Consider the following 15,388-nt stretch of genomic DNA (forward strand, 5'->3'; position numbering starts at 1 on the left):
AGCGATTTTGAATAGCGCCTGCGCTAGCCCTGAAAGGGTGAGCCCCAGGGATGGGGCGAATAATGCCGCGAAGCGGCGATTTTCCTTGCCGGGAGCCCGGGTCGCCAGGGTGGTGGCGGTGAACCACCCTGGCACGTTCACGGGTTCTGACGCTAAAGAGAAGCAAGGAACATAAGGTGAACGGAATGACCACAGGAGCCGCATGTTTCCCCTCACCCTGACCCTCTCCCCAAAGGGGCGAGGGGACTGACCGAGCGGCCTGAGGTCTGTGTGCTTCCACCAAAGCGGCGAGGGAGTCGATCGAGCGGCCTGAAACCGTTGTGTCTCTCCCAAAGAGGTGTGGGAGCTGATGCAGCGTGCGGTGGCCTGCCTTTCTCCCTCTCCCTCAGGGAGAGGGCAGGGGTGAGGGTGGGGCAGACGGCGCTAAAGCGACAGCGCCCTCAACGGTCTTACCACTTCATCTCGCCGGTGTTCACTTTGGCACTCAGCTCCAGTGAACTCTCATCCGCCAGTTGTGGGTACGCCGCTTTCATGGTTTCAATGACCGCCGCCGAACTTTTCTTTTCAGCCAGCGCCTGCTCAAAGGTTTTCAGATAATCATAGGTAAAGGTAATCGCTGCGTCGCCTGCCAGGCGTTCACCCAGGTAGTGTCCCGGAATCACCTGCTGCGGTTTTAACGCCTGCATCTCACGCAGTACGTTCATCCAGCCCTGGCGGACTTCAGGCGTCTGCGTGTCAGCCGTCCAGACATGCATTCCCGACGCAATGGCCGTCCCGCCCAGAATCGCTTTGTTCGCCGGGATCCAGACATAAGCGGCATAATCACCCGCGTGTTTCAGCTCCAGCGCTTCGCCGTCGACGGTAAAGTGCGTCGTGGTGGCCACCTGTGGAACGATGATTTTGGACGGCGCACCCTCTTTCATCTGCGGACTCCAGAAAGCCAGTTTGGCCTCTTTAGTCGCCTTGATATGGTCGACAACGGCTGATGAGGCCACCACTTTTGCCTGCGGGAAGGCTTTGACCAGCGGCTCCAGGCCGAAATAGAAATCCGGGTCGCCGGAGGTAATCACAATCTCTTTGAGCGTCCTGCCACGCTTTTTGATGAGCTTCACCAGTTCCTCGCCATCTTTCACGCTGAACTGCGCATCAAACAACACGGCTTCTTTTGGCCCGGAAACCAGCGTAGAGGAGACCGGGAAAATCCCTTTATCTTGTGGGTTGTATACATCCAGTTGCAGCGGTGCGGCAAACGCCGGGGCAGCGGCCAGTGAGAGTATCAGGGCTGCGGATTTTACGTTCATGGTGTTCCTTAACGGCTAAGTGAAGAGAGAAGCGGTTTAACCAGGCCAAAGAAAGCCGCCGGTTGCCCGTAGTAGCGTGAAACAGGCAGGAGTCTGTGCTGCCCGTCATTATCAATAAATACGGCGGTGGGGAAGCCCTGTCCGCCCGTTTGCGCCATCAACATGCGGGCATGCTGAATGGCAGCCAGCGCTTCATTTTCCGGGATTTGCCCGAGTGCTGCCCCTGACGCAATAACCTGACTCATCACCCTATTAACCACATCAATGCGGGTGACATCCCGCCCATGTTCATACCACGCATGCTGGATGGCGTTCAGAAACACGAGGTCGCTACCGTCAGGCGCAAAACGCTGCACGGCGAGAAGCCCACGGGATGATGGCAGGGAATCCAGCACAATCTCGCTGTTTGCCAGCAATTGGGTGCGGTAATCGCTGCCAAAAGGCATGCCGGTGAGTGAGGCAATGCGCGCATCATGTTCATGAACGTGCGCGAGCCAGTTGTCATCGAGCTTTCTGCGCTGGCTGCCGACAAACAGTCCGCCTGGTAAGATGTGCTGTTGCGTGAAGTCCTGCGCCACCCGGTTGAGCAAAGGCAGTGCGCCGTAGCTCCAGCCGCAAAGCGGGTCGATTATCCAGTAAAGGCCGGGTTGCAATGCCATGATGAAACTCGTTGGGTTGTCAGGAATAACCATTCTACGGATTGATGCGTCTGCTACTATTCCTGAAACAATTCATGCTGTGTTTCATGAAACGATCAAATGGAGTAACAATGGACAGGGTCATGGCGGCACTCACCTACAATCGCATCTGCGAGCTGGGTAGCCTGAGTGCGGCGGCGCACTCGCTGGGTATCTCGCGTCCGATGGTCAGCCGCTATCTGGATGAAATGGAAAAGTGGGCGGGGGCACGGTTACTTCACCGCTCGACGCGCCGACTTACCCTCACCCCTGCCGGGGAGAAAATCCTTGAGAAAACGCGGCAGCTGGCCGTTCTGTCGCAGGATATCGAAGGCGATGCGACAAGCCAGACACCGTCAGGTACGCTGCGCATCGCCTGCGCGCATTTTACTGCGACGCATCTTCTGGGACCGCTTATCCCGCCTTTTTTGACGCGCTACCCGGCACTGCGCATTGAAGTGGATATCAATAATCAGCCGGTCAGCCTGGTAGGGGAGCGCATCGATCTGGCGATTCGCATCACTAACTCACCTGAGCCTGGGGTGATTGCCCGTCTGCTCGGGGAGTGTCAGTCGGTGCTGTGCGCTTCACCGGCTTATCTTGCGCAGATGGGGACGCCCGTTACCCTTACGGATCTGGCGCAGCATAATTGTCTGCATTACAGCCGATTTTCAGGGCAATCCTGGTCATTCCGCGATCCGCAAAAGGGCGCGGTCGCGGTGGCGGTAAGCGGGAATTTCAGCGCCGGGATTTCATCACTGCTTTGCGATATGGCAATGGCAGGCGTGGGACTGGCGATGGTGCCGGAAACAGAAGCGCGGCCAGGGCTTGAGAGTGGGCGCCTCGTCAGGGTGCTTGCGCAGCTGGAGCCGCAGCCGCTGGGAATTTATGGCCTGTATCAGTCACGTGACCACCAGCATGCGGCGCTGGGCCTGTTTCTGGATGCCATCAGACAGCACCTTGCGACTCAAACCTGATTCAGGTGGGCCATCCACTGTCGGTGCTCTTTCTCCAGCGCCTGCGCGGTAAGGTCGAGAAACGTCCTCACCGCGGCCGGGCGATGTTTACTGCCCGGAACCTGGATTTGCAACGTGCGCTGGCTGAGTGATGAGTTATTAATCGCGCTGAGGGCCATGCCATCCTGCCTGGCACGCCACAGCACGCTGAAATGACTGCAGACGGTCATGGCATGCGGGGTATGCCGGGTAAAACCATAGAGGGCGGCAAAATTATTGCTGCTGAATACCGGCTCCAGGAATGTACCTGCCATACGACACGAGAGATCAAACAGCTGGCGCAGGGTGGTGCCCGCCTCCGGTAATATCAGCGGGTAATGATGTAAATCTTCCATCACCACGGCTGATTGCTGCAACAGGGGATGGCTCTCTGCCAGCAACAACAGCACCGGCGCAGGCCAGGCAGCGATGATTTCCACATCCCGCTCGGGAGCGAGACTGAACTGGAAGGCGACGTCGCAATCGTTGCGCCGAATCCACTCCGCGACCTGCATGGCGGAGCCCACCTGCAGATCAAAACTCACGCCCGGTTGCGCCAGCCGAAATTGCGCCAGCAGGCCGGGAAGCAGATCGAAGGCCATACCGTCGGTACAGGCGATTCGCACCAGCGCTTTGCGCACGGCCGTCAGCCCCTGAATTTCTGCCAGGGCAAACTCCATGTCGCGCATACTTTTACGCACATGGTTAGCCAGAATTTGTCCGGCATCGGTCAGCACCATACCGCGCGCATGGCGCTCAAACAGCGTGACGCCCAGCCGGGTTTCGAGCTTCTGTATCTGTCGGCTGATGGCAGAACCGGCCACATAAAGCTGTTCGCTGGCGGTGCTGAGCGAGCCGGTGGTGGCGACTGCGAAAAAGTAGCGTAGTTCATTGCTCAACATAGAGGATTCCTCTGCGATGCCCTGAAACCGTGCAGTGTACCCTTATCAAAAAGGCAACGCCAAATTGCAATTATTATTATTGTGGCAAAGCTCTGTTCTGGTTTAGAACAAAAAGACAACAACAGCTATTTGCGCTACGGCAGCAAATGACCCCTAAATAATTCGAGTGGCGGCAAGGCGGCAACTAAGGGAATCCCGATGAGCTTACATCGGTAAGTGATTCGGGTGAACGAACGTAGCCAACGCGGCAGCGGCTCGACGTATGACGGGGAGGACAGGGTAAACAACATGACAACACAACAGATCGTTGACCAGGCGCTGGCGTGGTTCGACAGCGGCCATTTTAAAACAACGCTTGCCAGCCGGGTGGCTATCCCCAGCGAAAGCCAGCGTACCGACCGGGATGATCAGCTCAAACGTTATTACGACGAAGCCTTCATTCCTGCATTCCATGAGATGGGGTTCACTACAGAGGTTATTGCTAACCCGGTTAATCCGGCCCGGCCCTTCTTACTCGCCAGCCGCGAAGAAGACTCATCCCTGCCTACCGTGATGTGCTACGGACACGGCGACGTGGTGTTCGGCGACGACGCCCGCTGGGCTGAAGGGCTGTCGCCGTGGACGCTGGTGGAGCGTGAGGGAAACTGGTACGGACGCGGTACGGCGGACAATAAAGGCCAGCACTCGGTAAACCTTGCCGCGCTCGAACAGGTATTCCATGCGGGCAACGGACGCTTAGGTTTTAACTGCGTCTGGTTGTGCGAAATGGGCGAAGAGATGAGCTCACCGGGGCTGGCAGCGGTATGCGAGCAGCTTAAAGATCGCATCAATGCCGATCTCTTTATCGCCTCCGATGGTCCGCGCCTCAGCGCAGAACGTCCGACGCTGTTCCTCGGCTCGCGTGGCTGCGTCAACTTCCGCCTCACCATTGAGGCACGGGCCAAAGATTATCACTCCGGTAACTGGGGCGGGCTGTTAAGCAACCCTGGCACTCAACTGGCGAACGCCATTGCAAGCCTGGTGAACAGTCAGGGTGTCATCCAGGTTGCCGCTCTCAGGCCGCCGGCGTTAACCCCGGCACTGAAAGCGATTCTGTCGGACATTACTCCCGCGCGTGGGGAAAAGGATCCCGCCGCCGACCCGCACTGGGGAGAGCCTGGCCTGTCGGCAGCAGAAAAATTGTTTGGCTGGAACACGCTGGAAGTGCTTTCGTTCCTCACGGGCAACCCGGCTCAGCCGATGAACGCCATTCCGGGGCAGGCAACAGCGGTGTGCCAGCTACGCTTTGTGGTTGGCACCGACTGGGAGCAACTGGAACAGGCGGTTCGTGCTCACCTTGACGCCCAGGGTTTCACGATGGTCACCATCAGTGAGGTGCGCGGCACGCCTGCAACCCGCTTTGATCCCACCGATCCGCTGGTTAACTGGACGCTGGATGCGATGGCGGAAACCACCGGTAAAAAACCAGCTCTGTTGCCTAACCTGGGCGGTTCATTGCCTAACGATGTGTTCGCCGGGATTCTGGGCCTGCCGACGCTCTGGGTGCCGCATTCGTACCCCGCCTGCGGGCAACATGCGCCGGACGAGCATCTGCCGATTGAGATCGCGCGGGAAGGACTGGCTATCATGACCCGACTTTTCTGGGACCTGCATGAACGCGGTGCGGAGCTGCTGATAAGCCACCTTGAGCATCAGAAAGGAGGTGCAAAATGAGTACGCTCGCCCGTGAAGCAGAGCAGGGCGGCACACGCCCGAGCCTGGCAAAAACGCTTTTTGCGACCTGCATCGGTAATGCTTTAGAGTGGTTCGACATTGCGGTATACGGCTTCTTTGCCAGCTATATTGCGCAGGTCTTTTTCCCGACCACTAACCCGACCGTTTCGTTACTGCTGGCGTTTGGCAGCTTCGGGATCGCCTTTCTAATTCGCCCGCTGGGGGCGGTGGTACTAGGTGCGTATGCGGACAAGCACGGACGTAAGGCGTCGCTGCTGCTCTCCATCAACCTGATGATGCTGGGCGGGGCCATCATCACCTTTATGCCCGGCTATGCCACCCTCGGCGTGGCGGCACCGCTGCTGATCCTGCTGGCGCGCCTGATTCAGGGCTTTTCGGCAGGGGGAGAGTTCGGTAGCTCCACGGCGTTTCTGGTGGAACATTTCCCGGAGCGGAAAACCTTTATCGCCAGCTGGCAGTTTGCCACCCAGGGGGCCAGCACGCTGATGGCCTCGGCCTTTGGCCTGGGGCTGGCGCACTGGCTGACCCCGGAGCAGCTTCTGGACTGGGGCTGGCGTATCCCGTTTGCTTTCGGTTTGCTGATTGGTCCGGTGGGGCTGTGGATCCGCCGTCACGTCCACGAGCCGACGGCCTATGTGGAAGTTGAAAAACCGCGTCACCCGGTCAGGCTGCTGTTTGGCTCGCAGAAGCGTTTGATTGCGCTGGCAATAGGGCTGATGGTGGTCTCCACGGCAATTAACTATATGCTGAACTATGTGCCGACCTGGGCGACCAAAACCCTCGGTCTGCCGGCCTCTTCCGCCTACAGCGCGACGCTGATTGCCGGGATCATCCTCACGGTGGTGACGCCCATTGGCGGCCTGCTCGCGGAGCGTGTCGGACGTGAGCGCCTGCTCTGGACGGCGCTGGGACTGCTGGCGTTTACGCTGCTGCCGGCCTTCTGGCTGACCAGCCTGAACGTGACGCCGCTGTCGCTGTCGCTGCTGGTAGGCTGGATGGCGCTGCTGAAGTCGATTTACTTCTCAACCATTCCTTCCGTGATGGCGGATATCTTCCCGGTCTCAACGCGCGCCAGTGGGATGTCCATCAGTTATAACGTTGCTGTCACGGTGTTTGGTGGTTTCGCACCGTTCATCTGTACGCTGCTTATTAGCGCCACGGGCAGTCAGTTCGCACCGGGCTTCTACCTGATGGTCACCGTGTTCCTGAGCGTCGCCGCGCTCTGGCACACGCAAAAGCAACTGCGTTAACCTGCCTTCCCCTCTCTGCCCGGAGAGGGGATTTACCCCTGCGCACCCGGCCTGCGTAAGATCACCTGCGAACTGCCTTCTTCCCTTTCTGCTTCGGCCTCCGCTTGCGCGCTGTTTTTGCTGTTCGCGAGGCTATTTTCGTAGCGTGGTGGCGTAATGACCGGGTAGAGATAGCTGCCCTGCACCGTACATTGCGCAGGTTCGCTGGCCCCTGCATAAAAGAGATAGTACTGGCCGCTGTTGGGGAAGAACGTCAGCTCATCGCCATTGCCGAATTCTGTCGCCCAGAACGGCACGCCGCTTTTGGTGTGACTCTGTGTCTTACCGGACGCCACCTGGAAATGGTCACCCCACTTCATGGTGATGAGATAATAGTTAAAAAAGGAGACGGTCATCTCCCCGCGTGGCGGGCAGTTAAGCTTGATGGCGTTGTCGGCTTGTGCCGCTATGGCAGGCAAAGTGAGTAACAGTAAAAACAGGGAGTATTTCACGCATCCATTCTCGTGGGCATAACGTCAGGAACGTGGATCCTACGGCGTCTGCCCGCCGCCTGACCAGCAGCAAGCTGTTACATCTCCACATAAAGTTAATCAAAATATGACGTTAAAGTGATGTAACGGCGCTGCCTTTACCCCCTGTTCTGGGCGGCACCGGGTTGCACCTTCGCGATCTCACACTCGCCATGAGCCTGAAAGCCACGAAAGGTCGCAAAAGTGAAATTCATCAAATTCACCCCCGGCACTTTTTCGCCACGGCGAAAGAGGTGAATTTTGCCGATACGCAGATGCGAAATATTCTGGATGATTTTGCCCGGAATGTTCCGCGAGCTGTCGAAGACGTCGAACGCACGTTGCCGGGTGATTTTTCGGAACAGGTGGCGGAGTCTATTTTTAGCAACATGATGAAGCTGCATGCGAGGCTGATAGCCAGTCAGTAAGCGAATTTATTAAGAAAAGAAGGAGAGAGTGTGGTGGACATGAATTTCATCTGGCTGGGGATTGTCAGCCTGGTTCTGATGGCAATTGCCATTCCGCTGGTGCTGCAAAAAGTGAAGCCCAACCGCTGGTACGGCGTGCGAACCGCGCGAACGCGCAATGATGAAGGGCAGTGGTACCGGGTAAACCGCTTGTACGGCAAAGTGATGATTGTGGCGGGCGTGGCGTTTTTTGTGTTTTCAGCTCTGCTGGGAAACTGGCAGCCGGGTGAAGATAACCAGAAGATTAGCCTGGTGCTGTTTATGCTCGAAGTGCTGATCCCGGTGTTTTTTACTCAGGTCAGAGCGAGAGCCCTGGGGCGGAAATGATGCTCATGGTGGGTCCATTAAAGTGGAGAAGATGCGTAGCTAAGGGCTGAAAATTGATTCGTCCGGTAGCCAAAATGAATATTGTTATGAGTCTATATTTGGTCTAAATTAAGACCGATCAGAGCAAGGACAATATATGAAAATTGAAACGATAAGCTATATCAAGAAGAATGCTGCGACGCTTGAACTGGACGAGCCTATTCTGGTCACGCAAAACGGCGTACCTGCTTATGTCATTGAATCCTGGGAGCAAAGGCAAGACAGAGAAAATGCCATCGCACTTCTTAAATTGTTGACGCTATCCGAAAAAGAAAAATCCGAAGGTAAGGCAGTGAGTAAGGAACAACTCCTGGACGGCCTTGGTTTGTAAATCAGGGATCTTTGAGCAAAAGGAATTCAAATGGCAACGTCAATTGTGTCTTTCGAGTACACCCCAACAGTGGATATGTGCCTGAAGGAAATTATCAATCACCTTCGCCGCCACGACATTAATGCGGGTCCCGTCATCAAAGAGCTTCTTGAGGAATTTGAACGTAAGGTTCGTCAGTTCCCTCAAGGCTGCCATGTTTGCCCGGAACTTTTAAAGATTGGCTCTGGGAAATATCGGGAATGTAACACGAGCAGAGGCTATAGGATCCTGTATTCAGTCGATGCGGAAGTCATCACTGTCCATGCTGTTCTGGCCCAAAAACAGGATATAAAGCAACTGCTATTTAAGCGCCTCTTACTCATGTAAAGGCGCTCATCTGTGTGAGTAATCTATTACATCTGATTGCTCCACTATCCGCAAAAAATGGCAGAAGGTCCCCTTACACACATGGCCCGGTCGCACAGCCGTACATCATCACCAGCGGGAAAATAGGGATCATGAGCGGTGCCAGATAACTGACATTCTGCTCGGTCCTGTCGGTTATCATCACCGTCACGGGAGGTTCCAGTCTGGTCGCGTCAGTGGTGCGATAACGCAGAATCCCATCATAAGTGCCTCTCGCTTTAAAGACCGCCACCAGCGTTTTTCCGGACTCCATCACGTGGGCGTTATAGTGATATTTGAGTCTGTCAGCCTGAGCGGGAGTGAGCTGTGTTGCGTCGACAATTGCACGATACTCCGCCGTGACCTCTTTATCTTTCACCACAAAGTACACCGCCACACCGGGGCTTTTATCCCTGAACTCATCATAAAAGGCTTTATAGTCGTTATACACATCGCTCGTCTTATCGCGTTCAAAAACGTAGCCGTAGTTGTCCGACAGAACGGTGATGTAATGCTCCGTCACCCGCAGATAGGTGAGGGTATCCTCTTTCGGCATCGGCGTAGTGGTTGCGCAACCGGCCAGTAACATCATCATGAGCAGCAATACAATTTGCTTCATTGTCTCTTCCATGTGAATCGATCTTTATTGGGTGAGAAGTATAGTCCGTACAGAGTTGAGGGAAAGAGGCGCTACGGGAATGGGTAGGGAAAGGGAATCAAGCCCCCGCAAGGGTGGGCCTGATAAAACACTAAAATCACGCCAGGCGCGGATACCCGTCCGCAATCGCATCGCCGGTGAACTGGGCAATCCAGCCCTCCGGGTTGTCGAAAATGCGGATGGCGGTAAAGTTCGGCTCTGAGCCCATGTCAAACCAGTGCGGTGTGCCGGCGGGCACGGAGATCAGGTCGTTTTTCTCGCACAATACCTGATAGACCGCATCGTCGATGTGCAGGCAGAACAGCCCGGCACCTTCCACAAAAAAACGCACTTCATCTTCGCCGTGGGTATGTTCGTTGAGGAATTTGGCGCGTAGCGCCTCCTTTTGCGGATTGTCGGCGCGCAGGCTGATGACGTCCCAGCTCTGGTAGCCTTTTTCTGCAACCAGCTTATCAATGGCGTGCTGATAGGCGGTGATCACCGTTTCGGGCGACGGGTCAGCACCCAGGTCGCGATCCGCTTCCCAGCGCTCAAAGCGCACGGCTTTCGCGTTCAGTTTTTGCTGGATTTCGGTGGCGTCAGTGCTCTGCCAGAGGGGCTGGCTGGCGTCTTTGTCTGAATAAATAGTCAGTGCGCTCATGAAGGGATCTGCTCCGGCTTAATGTGGTCGAAAGAGGGGACCTGGTGATGATGGCTGGCGGCATCGTTGTCGCCTCGAATCAGCTGTAGGGTACGCAAACCGGCCTGTTCGGCAGCGTCCAGCTCCTGATGAATATCTGACAGGAACAAAATCTGCACCGCAGGAATGCCCAGTTGTTCAGCGATATTGCGGTAAGACTGCACCTCGCGCTTCGCCCCTACCCGCGTGTCGAAGTAACCGCTGAACAGATGAGTAATATCACCTTCGTCGCTGTAGCCAAATAACAGTTTCTGCGCCGCCACGGAGCCAGAGGAATAAACATACAAATCAATGCCTTCTGCTTTCCATTGCTCCAGTGCTGGCAGTACGTCCGGGTAGAGATGACCGGTGAAATCACCGTTGACGTAACCGTCGTGCCAGATAATTCCCTGCAGGGCTTTCAGTGCGGTGGATTTGCGGTCTTCGTCCATAAACGCCAGTAGGGTGGCGAGCAGGTCGGCGGTGGTGGCATCAGGCTCATCGATTTCTTCGCGCAGGTTGTCGAGGATGGTTTTCACCGGCTCCCCATATTGCTGTGTTGCGAGAAGCGCCGGCAGGCGTTCGCGGGCGTAAGGAAATAACACGTTGTGCACAAAGCGGATATCGCTGGTGGTGCCTTCAATGTCGGTTACAATCGCTCGGATCATCATTTCTCCAGCAGTCGTCGCTGCATGTCGCATTCAAACAGGAATTCCAGCCCTTCAAGATGCCGACGGGCCTCCGCCACATCACGCCCCCAGCAGGTCAGACCGTGTCCGCGCAGTAAAAAACCATAATTGAGCGGGCGGGCGCGAGCATACTGCTCAATCTGGCGGGCGAGGGCATCAATATCCTGGCTGTTGTCAAAAATTGCAATGGGCACGGTATCAAGATGGGTCGTCTGCCCGCGCAGGGATTTTTGCATTTCGTAGCCGCTCAGCAGAAGTTCAGGCGCAGGTTCCACGCGAGAGAGCACCGTCGCATTGACCGTGTGGACGTGCAGTACGGCCCCGGCATCGGGAAAAAGACGGTAAATCAGCGTATGCAGCCCGGTCTCGGCTGAGGGTCTGCGCCCGGACGGCGCATGATTGTCGGCAATGGACACCTGAAGGAAATCATCCGTGGTCAGGCTGCCCTTGTCTTTGCCGGACTCGCTCAACCAGCACCACTGCGCATCTTCTCGTACCGACATATTGCCGCCGGTGGCCGGGGACCAGCCTTTCTGGCCAATCCAGTGGCAGGCGCGAACAAGTTCTTGAAGTTGCAGGTTGTCTGTCATGGTCTTCCTTTATGTGCGCCATACGCTCGCGTCGGCAGGAATATTGTTATGGTTTAGACGTCTAAGCGTCTTGATTGCCAAATACTAACATCGTGTTATAGTGGCGGCAACATCAGTATCACAAGCAGGCACGCAACCATGAGCGACAACACACTGATTCCGCAAAGTAAACTTCCCGCCCTGAGCACCACCATTTTCACGCAAATGAGCGCGCTGGCGCAGCAGCATCAGGCCATTAACCTCTCGCAGGGGTTCCCGGATTTTGACGGCCCACGCTATTTGCAGGCGCGTCTGGCGCACCATGTGGCCGAAGGGGCGAACCAGTACGCACCGATGACGGGTGTGCAGGCGCTGCGCGATGCCATTGCCGACAAAACCGAAGCGCTCTATGGCTATAAACCGGATGCGGGCACCGACATCACCGTGACCGCTGGTGCGACCGAAGCGCTGTATGCGGCAATCACCGCGCTGGTGCGCAAGGGCGATGAAGTTATCTGCTTTGACCCAAGCTACGACAGCTACGCCCCGGCGGTGCAACTGTCTGGTGGTGTGCTGAAGCGGATTGCCCTGCAGCCGCCGCATTTTCGTGTCGACTGGCAGGCATTTGCCGGGCTGCTGAGTGATAAAACCCGTCTGGTTATCCTCAATACGCCACATAACCCGTCGGCGACGGTGTGGCGAAAAGAAGATTTTGCAGCGCTCTGGCAGGCAATTGGCGATAAAGAAATTTATGTGCTGAGCGATGAAGTTTACGAGCATATCTGTTTTGCAAAAGAGGGCCATGCCAGCGTGCTGGCACACCCGCAACTGCGTCAGCGGGCGATTGCCGTCTCATCCTTCGGTAAGACCTATCACATGACCGGCTGGAAAGTGGGTTACTGTGTGGCACCGGCGGCCATCAGTGCAGAATTACGCAAGGTGCACCAGTACCTCACCTTCTCGGTCAATACGCCTGCACAGCTGGCGCTGGCGGACATGCTGCGTGCCGAGCCGGAACATTATCGTGAATTACCGGAATTTTATCGCGCGCGGCGGGATCTACTGATCAATGCGCTCAGCAGCAGTCGTCTGGAAATTCTGCCCTGCGAAGGGACGTACTTCCTGCTGGCGGATTACAGCGCCATTTCCAGTCTTGATGATGTGAGTTTTTGCCAGTGGCTGACCAAAGAGGTGGGTGTGGCCGCGATCCCGCTCTCCGTGTTCTGCGCCGATCCCTTCCCGCATAAACTGATTCGTTTGTGCTTTGCGAAGCAGGAATCGACGCTGCTGGCCGCCGCTGAGCGGTTATGCCAGCTGTAGTTATTTCACCGTCCAGGCACGGGAGAACCGACGGCCGGCAAAGAGCTCTGTCAGGCCGTTGATCTGTTTCAGACGCAGCACTTCGTCACTGTCCATTCCCAGCTCTTTGCCGATTCGCTCATCATCCCAGCCGCTGCGCGCCAGCTCGCGAATGATTTCGGACATCTCACTGATCTGGTGACGCCCCCGCGCACGGTTGTGGCGGATGGTAGAGGCCATACGGTCGGATTTACTGGCGTGATCGCTGCTAAGGCAGGTCACCGGCAGATAGCCTCTGAGTTTTTTCTTCAGCGATGCCCGATTTTTCCCTAATTCGTGACGGTGAAAGCCATCGACGATTTCAAAATGGTCGGGCTTCGCCTCCTGCACCACAATGGGCTGGGTAAAGCCGTCCGCCTCAAGGGATTTGAGTAAAAGCCTTTTTTCCGGCGGGGCGACGTTATTGGGATTGTAGTCATTGGGTGAGATCTTACTGCTTTCAATCCACAGCACGCAGTCTACAGGCTGATCGTTAAAGGGGCTGTATTCATGAAGCAGGATACGAAACCGGTTGATGACATCAATGCGTTTCTCTGCGGGTAATGAAGCGAGTAACGTCCTCAGTTCTTGCATTAATTGCTGTTGCATAGGATGCCCCACTCTTTACGTTTGTTTTTGACACGGTCGTGATAACGCTTGTAATTGCTGGTCTTAGTCGGACTGAAAGAGAGCGCCCGGCACCAGTAATCATTGTTGAGCAGAACCTTGCAGATGCGCCGCCAGGAGGGAATGTCTTTCGCGCCGGCGTCACAGTTTTGATAATCAGGAATATGCGCCATACCCTGCTTTTCATACCAGTGTAAATAGACGGCAATTTTATTTCGGTAATGTTCTGCGGTTTGCTCTGGCATGCTGTCGAGCAGCAGTAGAGCGTACTCGCGCCAGCTCAGATGAGCCGGTTTGAGCAGTTTGCGGTGGCCATAGAACTGATTGTCCTGCCCGGCATAGACCCCGCCGCTGCTGACGCCGCTTACCCGTTCACACATCAGTGCCCACCGCTCTGGCTCCACAACGTGATAAAGCCACAGCCCCTGGCGTTGTTCCGGCCCAAAAGGCTCACAGATACGCATGTACCTGGCCGCGACGCCAGCCTGATACATCAGGTTGTAAAGCGGGTTGTAAGGCGCGCCGGTTTTCGCAAACCAGGTCCAGATATCCGCCGTTTTCCAGTCGTAAATGGGGTAAATATACCAGGCGTGTCCGCGAGGAGCGGCCGTTGTCCAGGGTTTATCATCGGCAAAACGCATTTTTCGTGCCGAGGCGATGGACATAAAACGGTTGTAAGACTCGTCCGCGCGAATACCAATCAGCATGGCGGCAGGACGGTTATTGGCAAACCAGTCCGCAAACTTGCCGACGAAAGCCTCAAAGGTCATGCCCTGCTCATAAAAGGGGAGCGTTTCAGGCCGGGTAATCGCATGTGCCGGAGGCTGGCGCACCCACTCAACGCCCGGCTCCCAGCACTGCCAGGTCGGTGCGTACTGAGATAATCCGTTTTGTGTGGTGAGAGGAAGCGCTACCCAGTAAAATTTGTCGATAACATCTTCATACTCCACCCGCATCTGCTCGACAAAATTAATGGTGTAAGTAAATTGCGCTTCCCAGTCGATAAATAACACGCTGATTTTCTTTTTAAACTTACGGGCAAGCTGAACGGTTAAATTCAGCATAATGCTTGAATCCTTGCCGCCGGAAAAAGAGAGGCAGACTTTTGGGAACGTCTCCAGTGTCCACGTAATCCTCTCTATGCTGGCTTCCAGGACATTCTGATCCAGCGTTCTTTTTTGAATATGCATCATCAATGATTCCTGAATGAACGCGTCAATAAGCGAGAGATGATAATAAAAATACGCGGCGGGGTAATCTTTAATTTTCTATAGATTTCAATGATATAACATTTTAAAATATCCTGTATTACTTATATTTAAACACTGTTGCGCTTTGTCGGTATTTACAAGCAAAGGGGAGTAAGTTTTTCCATGTGTAATTATGTGTAGGCTTTAGAGAATAATTCATTGGTCTGGTCTATGAGTGAATACGGGTTGCGTGGCAGGTTCCTGCCGTCATCTTTCCCTTTGACGCGCCCGGTTAAAGGGGGGCAGGAGCGATGAGTGATATGAAAAGTTTTAACTATTATTCATTGGATGAATATTTTTTATGGCAGTGATGGTTCAGGCGGCTATACATTTCTCGTTACTATTTACCAGAGCCTTTTTATTTCCCGGGTAAATAGCATTTCAGTTCATATCGCAGACATAACCTGCGGTGAAACGCAGAAAACCCTGACGATGACCCTCTGCGTGTGCAGGAGCTTTAATGGCGAAACCTATCACAATCATAGGCAGTATCAGACGGGTTTACATTGTTATACGCGCGCGAGAGTGTTCTAATCCCTAACGTCTGTGTGACAAACCATGCCGCTGTCACGCAGGCATTGCCAGCCTTACTGGCGCTGAAGCACCCACGGGTCTTTCAGGTATCAAGCCACCCGTGAGGTGGCTTTTTTGTTTCTGCCGGTGCGGCTGCGGTTTTGCAGCTT

The 15,388-nt window shown here is 55.2% G+C and carries 18 protein-coding genes and 1 pseudogene; 8 read left to right on the plus strand and 11 right to left on the minus strand.

Annotation, left to right across the window (positions count from 1 at the left end; all coding sequences use genetic code 11):
• The 3 genes from KXR87_RS03150 to KXR87_RS03160 all read right to left on the minus strand — a co-directional run.
• Window positions 1-204, minus strand: a 204-nt coding sequence (locus KXR87_RS03150) for a hypothetical protein (RefSeq protein ID WP_437430822.1), incomplete at its 3' end; no start/stop codon positions are given.
• Window positions 205-449: 245 nt separating this feature from the next.
• Window positions 450-1,301, minus strand: coding sequence for a Vmh family MBL fold metallo-hydrolase (locus KXR87_RS03155; RefSeq protein WP_437430823.1), 852 nt, complete (start codon window positions 1,299-1,301; stop codon window positions 450-452).
• Between the two features lie 8 nt (window positions 1,302-1,309).
• Complete coding sequence (locus tag KXR87_RS03160) at window positions 1,310-1,960, minus strand: DsbA family protein (protein WP_437430824.1); 651 nt, start codon at window positions 1,958-1,960, stop codon at window positions 1,310-1,312.
• A gap of 110 nt (window positions 1,961-2,070) precedes the next feature.
• On the opposite strand from KXR87_RS03160, the gene KXR87_RS03165 reads away from it, so the two are divergent.
• On the plus strand, window positions 2,071-2,955 hold the full coding sequence (locus KXR87_RS03165) for a LysR family transcriptional regulator (RefSeq protein ID WP_437430825.1): 885 nt from the start codon (window positions 2,071-2,073) through the stop codon (window positions 2,953-2,955).
• Here KXR87_RS03165 and KXR87_RS03170 read toward each other — a convergent pair.
• A complete protein-coding gene (locus tag KXR87_RS03170; protein ID WP_437430826.1) occupies window positions 2,946-3,875 on the minus strand; it encodes a LysR family transcriptional regulator in 930 nt (309 codons plus the stop codon). The two genes, KXR87_RS03165 and KXR87_RS03170, sit on opposite strands and share 10 nt — an antisense overlap.
• A gap of 288 nt (window positions 3,876-4,163) precedes the next feature.
• Here KXR87_RS03170 and KXR87_RS03175 point away from each other — a divergent pair, with 288 nt between their 5' ends.
• Complete coding sequence (locus KXR87_RS03175) at window positions 4,164-5,588, plus strand: M20 family metallopeptidase (protein WP_437430827.1); 1,425 nt, start codon at window positions 4,164-4,166, stop codon at window positions 5,586-5,588.
• Window positions 5,585-6,859: an MFS transporter gene (locus KXR87_RS03180; protein ID WP_437430828.1), complete on the plus strand. Its 1,275-nt coding sequence runs from the start codon at window positions 5,585-5,587 to the stop codon at window positions 6,857-6,859. Before KXR87_RS03175 ends, KXR87_RS03180 begins: the two co-directional genes overlap by 4 nt.
• A 32-nt stretch (window positions 6,860-6,891) precedes the next feature.
• On the opposite strand, the gene KXR87_RS03185 is transcribed toward KXR87_RS03180, so the two are convergent.
• Window positions 6,892-7,350: a hypothetical protein gene (locus KXR87_RS03185; protein WP_437430829.1), complete on the minus strand. Its 459-nt coding sequence runs from the start codon at window positions 7,348-7,350 to the stop codon at window positions 6,892-6,894.
• Between the two features lie 143 nt (window positions 7,351-7,493).
• Between KXR87_RS03185 and KXR87_RS03190 the strand changes: the two are divergent.
• The 4 genes and pseudogenes from KXR87_RS03190 to KXR87_RS03205 all read left to right on the plus strand — a co-directional run.
• Window positions 7,494-7,796, plus strand: a pseudogene (locus tag KXR87_RS03190) (type II toxin-antitoxin system HipA family toxin); the annotation flags it as partial.
• Between the two features lie 39 nt (window positions 7,797-7,835).
• A complete protein-coding gene (locus KXR87_RS03195; RefSeq protein ID WP_437431024.1) occupies window positions 7,836-8,162 on the plus strand; it encodes an SdpI family protein in 327 nt (108 codons plus the stop codon).
• A gap of 136 nt (window positions 8,163-8,298) precedes the next feature.
• Entirely contained in the window at window positions 8,299-8,532 is a 234-nt protein-coding gene (locus KXR87_RS03200) for a type II toxin-antitoxin system Phd/YefM family antitoxin (protein WP_437430830.1), read from the plus strand.
• 30 nt (window positions 8,533-8,562) lie between these two features.
• Window positions 8,563-8,898 (plus strand): type II toxin-antitoxin system RelE/ParE family toxin, encoded by a 336-nt coding sequence (locus KXR87_RS03205; RefSeq protein ID WP_437430831.1) that lies wholly within the window; start codon window positions 8,563-8,565, stop codon window positions 8,896-8,898.
• 73 nt (window positions 8,899-8,971) lie between these two features.
• Here KXR87_RS03205 and KXR87_RS03210 read toward each other — a convergent pair whose 3' ends face one another.
• The 4 genes from KXR87_RS03210 to KXR87_RS03225 form a co-directional block, all read right to left on the minus strand.
• Complete coding sequence (locus tag KXR87_RS03210) at window positions 8,972-9,535, minus strand: hypothetical protein (RefSeq protein WP_437430832.1); 564 nt, start codon at window positions 9,533-9,535, stop codon at window positions 8,972-8,974.
• 136 nt (window positions 9,536-9,671) lie between these two features.
• Window positions 9,672-10,214, minus strand: a complete 543-nt coding sequence (locus tag KXR87_RS03215) for a 1,2-dihydroxy-3-keto-5-methylthiopentene dioxygenase (protein ID WP_437430833.1) — start codon at window positions 10,212-10,214, stop codon at window positions 9,672-9,674.
• Window positions 10,211-10,900: an acireductone synthase gene (gene mtnC, locus KXR87_RS03220; RefSeq protein ID WP_437431025.1), complete on the minus strand. Its 690-nt coding sequence runs from the start codon at window positions 10,898-10,900 to the stop codon at window positions 10,211-10,213. Before mtnC ends, KXR87_RS03215 begins: the two co-directional genes overlap by 4 nt.
• Window positions 10,900-11,511, minus strand: a complete 612-nt coding sequence (locus KXR87_RS03225; RefSeq protein ID WP_437430834.1) for a methylthioribulose 1-phosphate dehydratase — start codon at window positions 11,509-11,511, stop codon at window positions 10,900-10,902. The genes mtnC and KXR87_RS03225 overlap by 1 nt, the downstream gene beginning before the upstream one ends.
• 138 nt (window positions 11,512-11,649) lie before the next feature.
• On the opposite strand from KXR87_RS03225, the gene KXR87_RS03230 reads away from it, so the two are divergent.
• Entirely contained in the window at window positions 11,650-12,810 is a 1,161-nt protein-coding gene (locus tag KXR87_RS03230; protein ID WP_437430835.1) for a pyridoxal phosphate-dependent aminotransferase, read from the plus strand.
• On the opposite strand, the gene KXR87_RS03235 is transcribed toward KXR87_RS03230, so the two are convergent.
• Complete coding sequence (locus KXR87_RS03235) at window positions 12,811-13,437, minus strand: IbrB-like domain-containing protein (RefSeq protein ID WP_437430836.1); 627 nt, start codon at window positions 13,435-13,437, stop codon at window positions 12,811-12,813.
• The gene (locus KXR87_RS03240) at window positions 13,422-14,645 is read right to left on the minus strand and encodes a phosphoadenosine phosphosulfate reductase (RefSeq protein ID WP_437431026.1); all 1,224 of its coding nucleotides are present in this window, start codon (window positions 14,643-14,645) and stop codon (window positions 13,422-13,424) included. Before KXR87_RS03240 ends, KXR87_RS03235 begins: the two co-directional genes overlap by 16 nt.
• Window positions 14,646-15,388: the final 743 nt, after the last annotated feature.

The organism is Yokenella regensburgei, from assembly GCF_051486985.1.
Taxonomy (GTDB): Bacteria; Pseudomonadota; Gammaproteobacteria; order Enterobacterales; family Enterobacteriaceae; genus CBFFRJ01.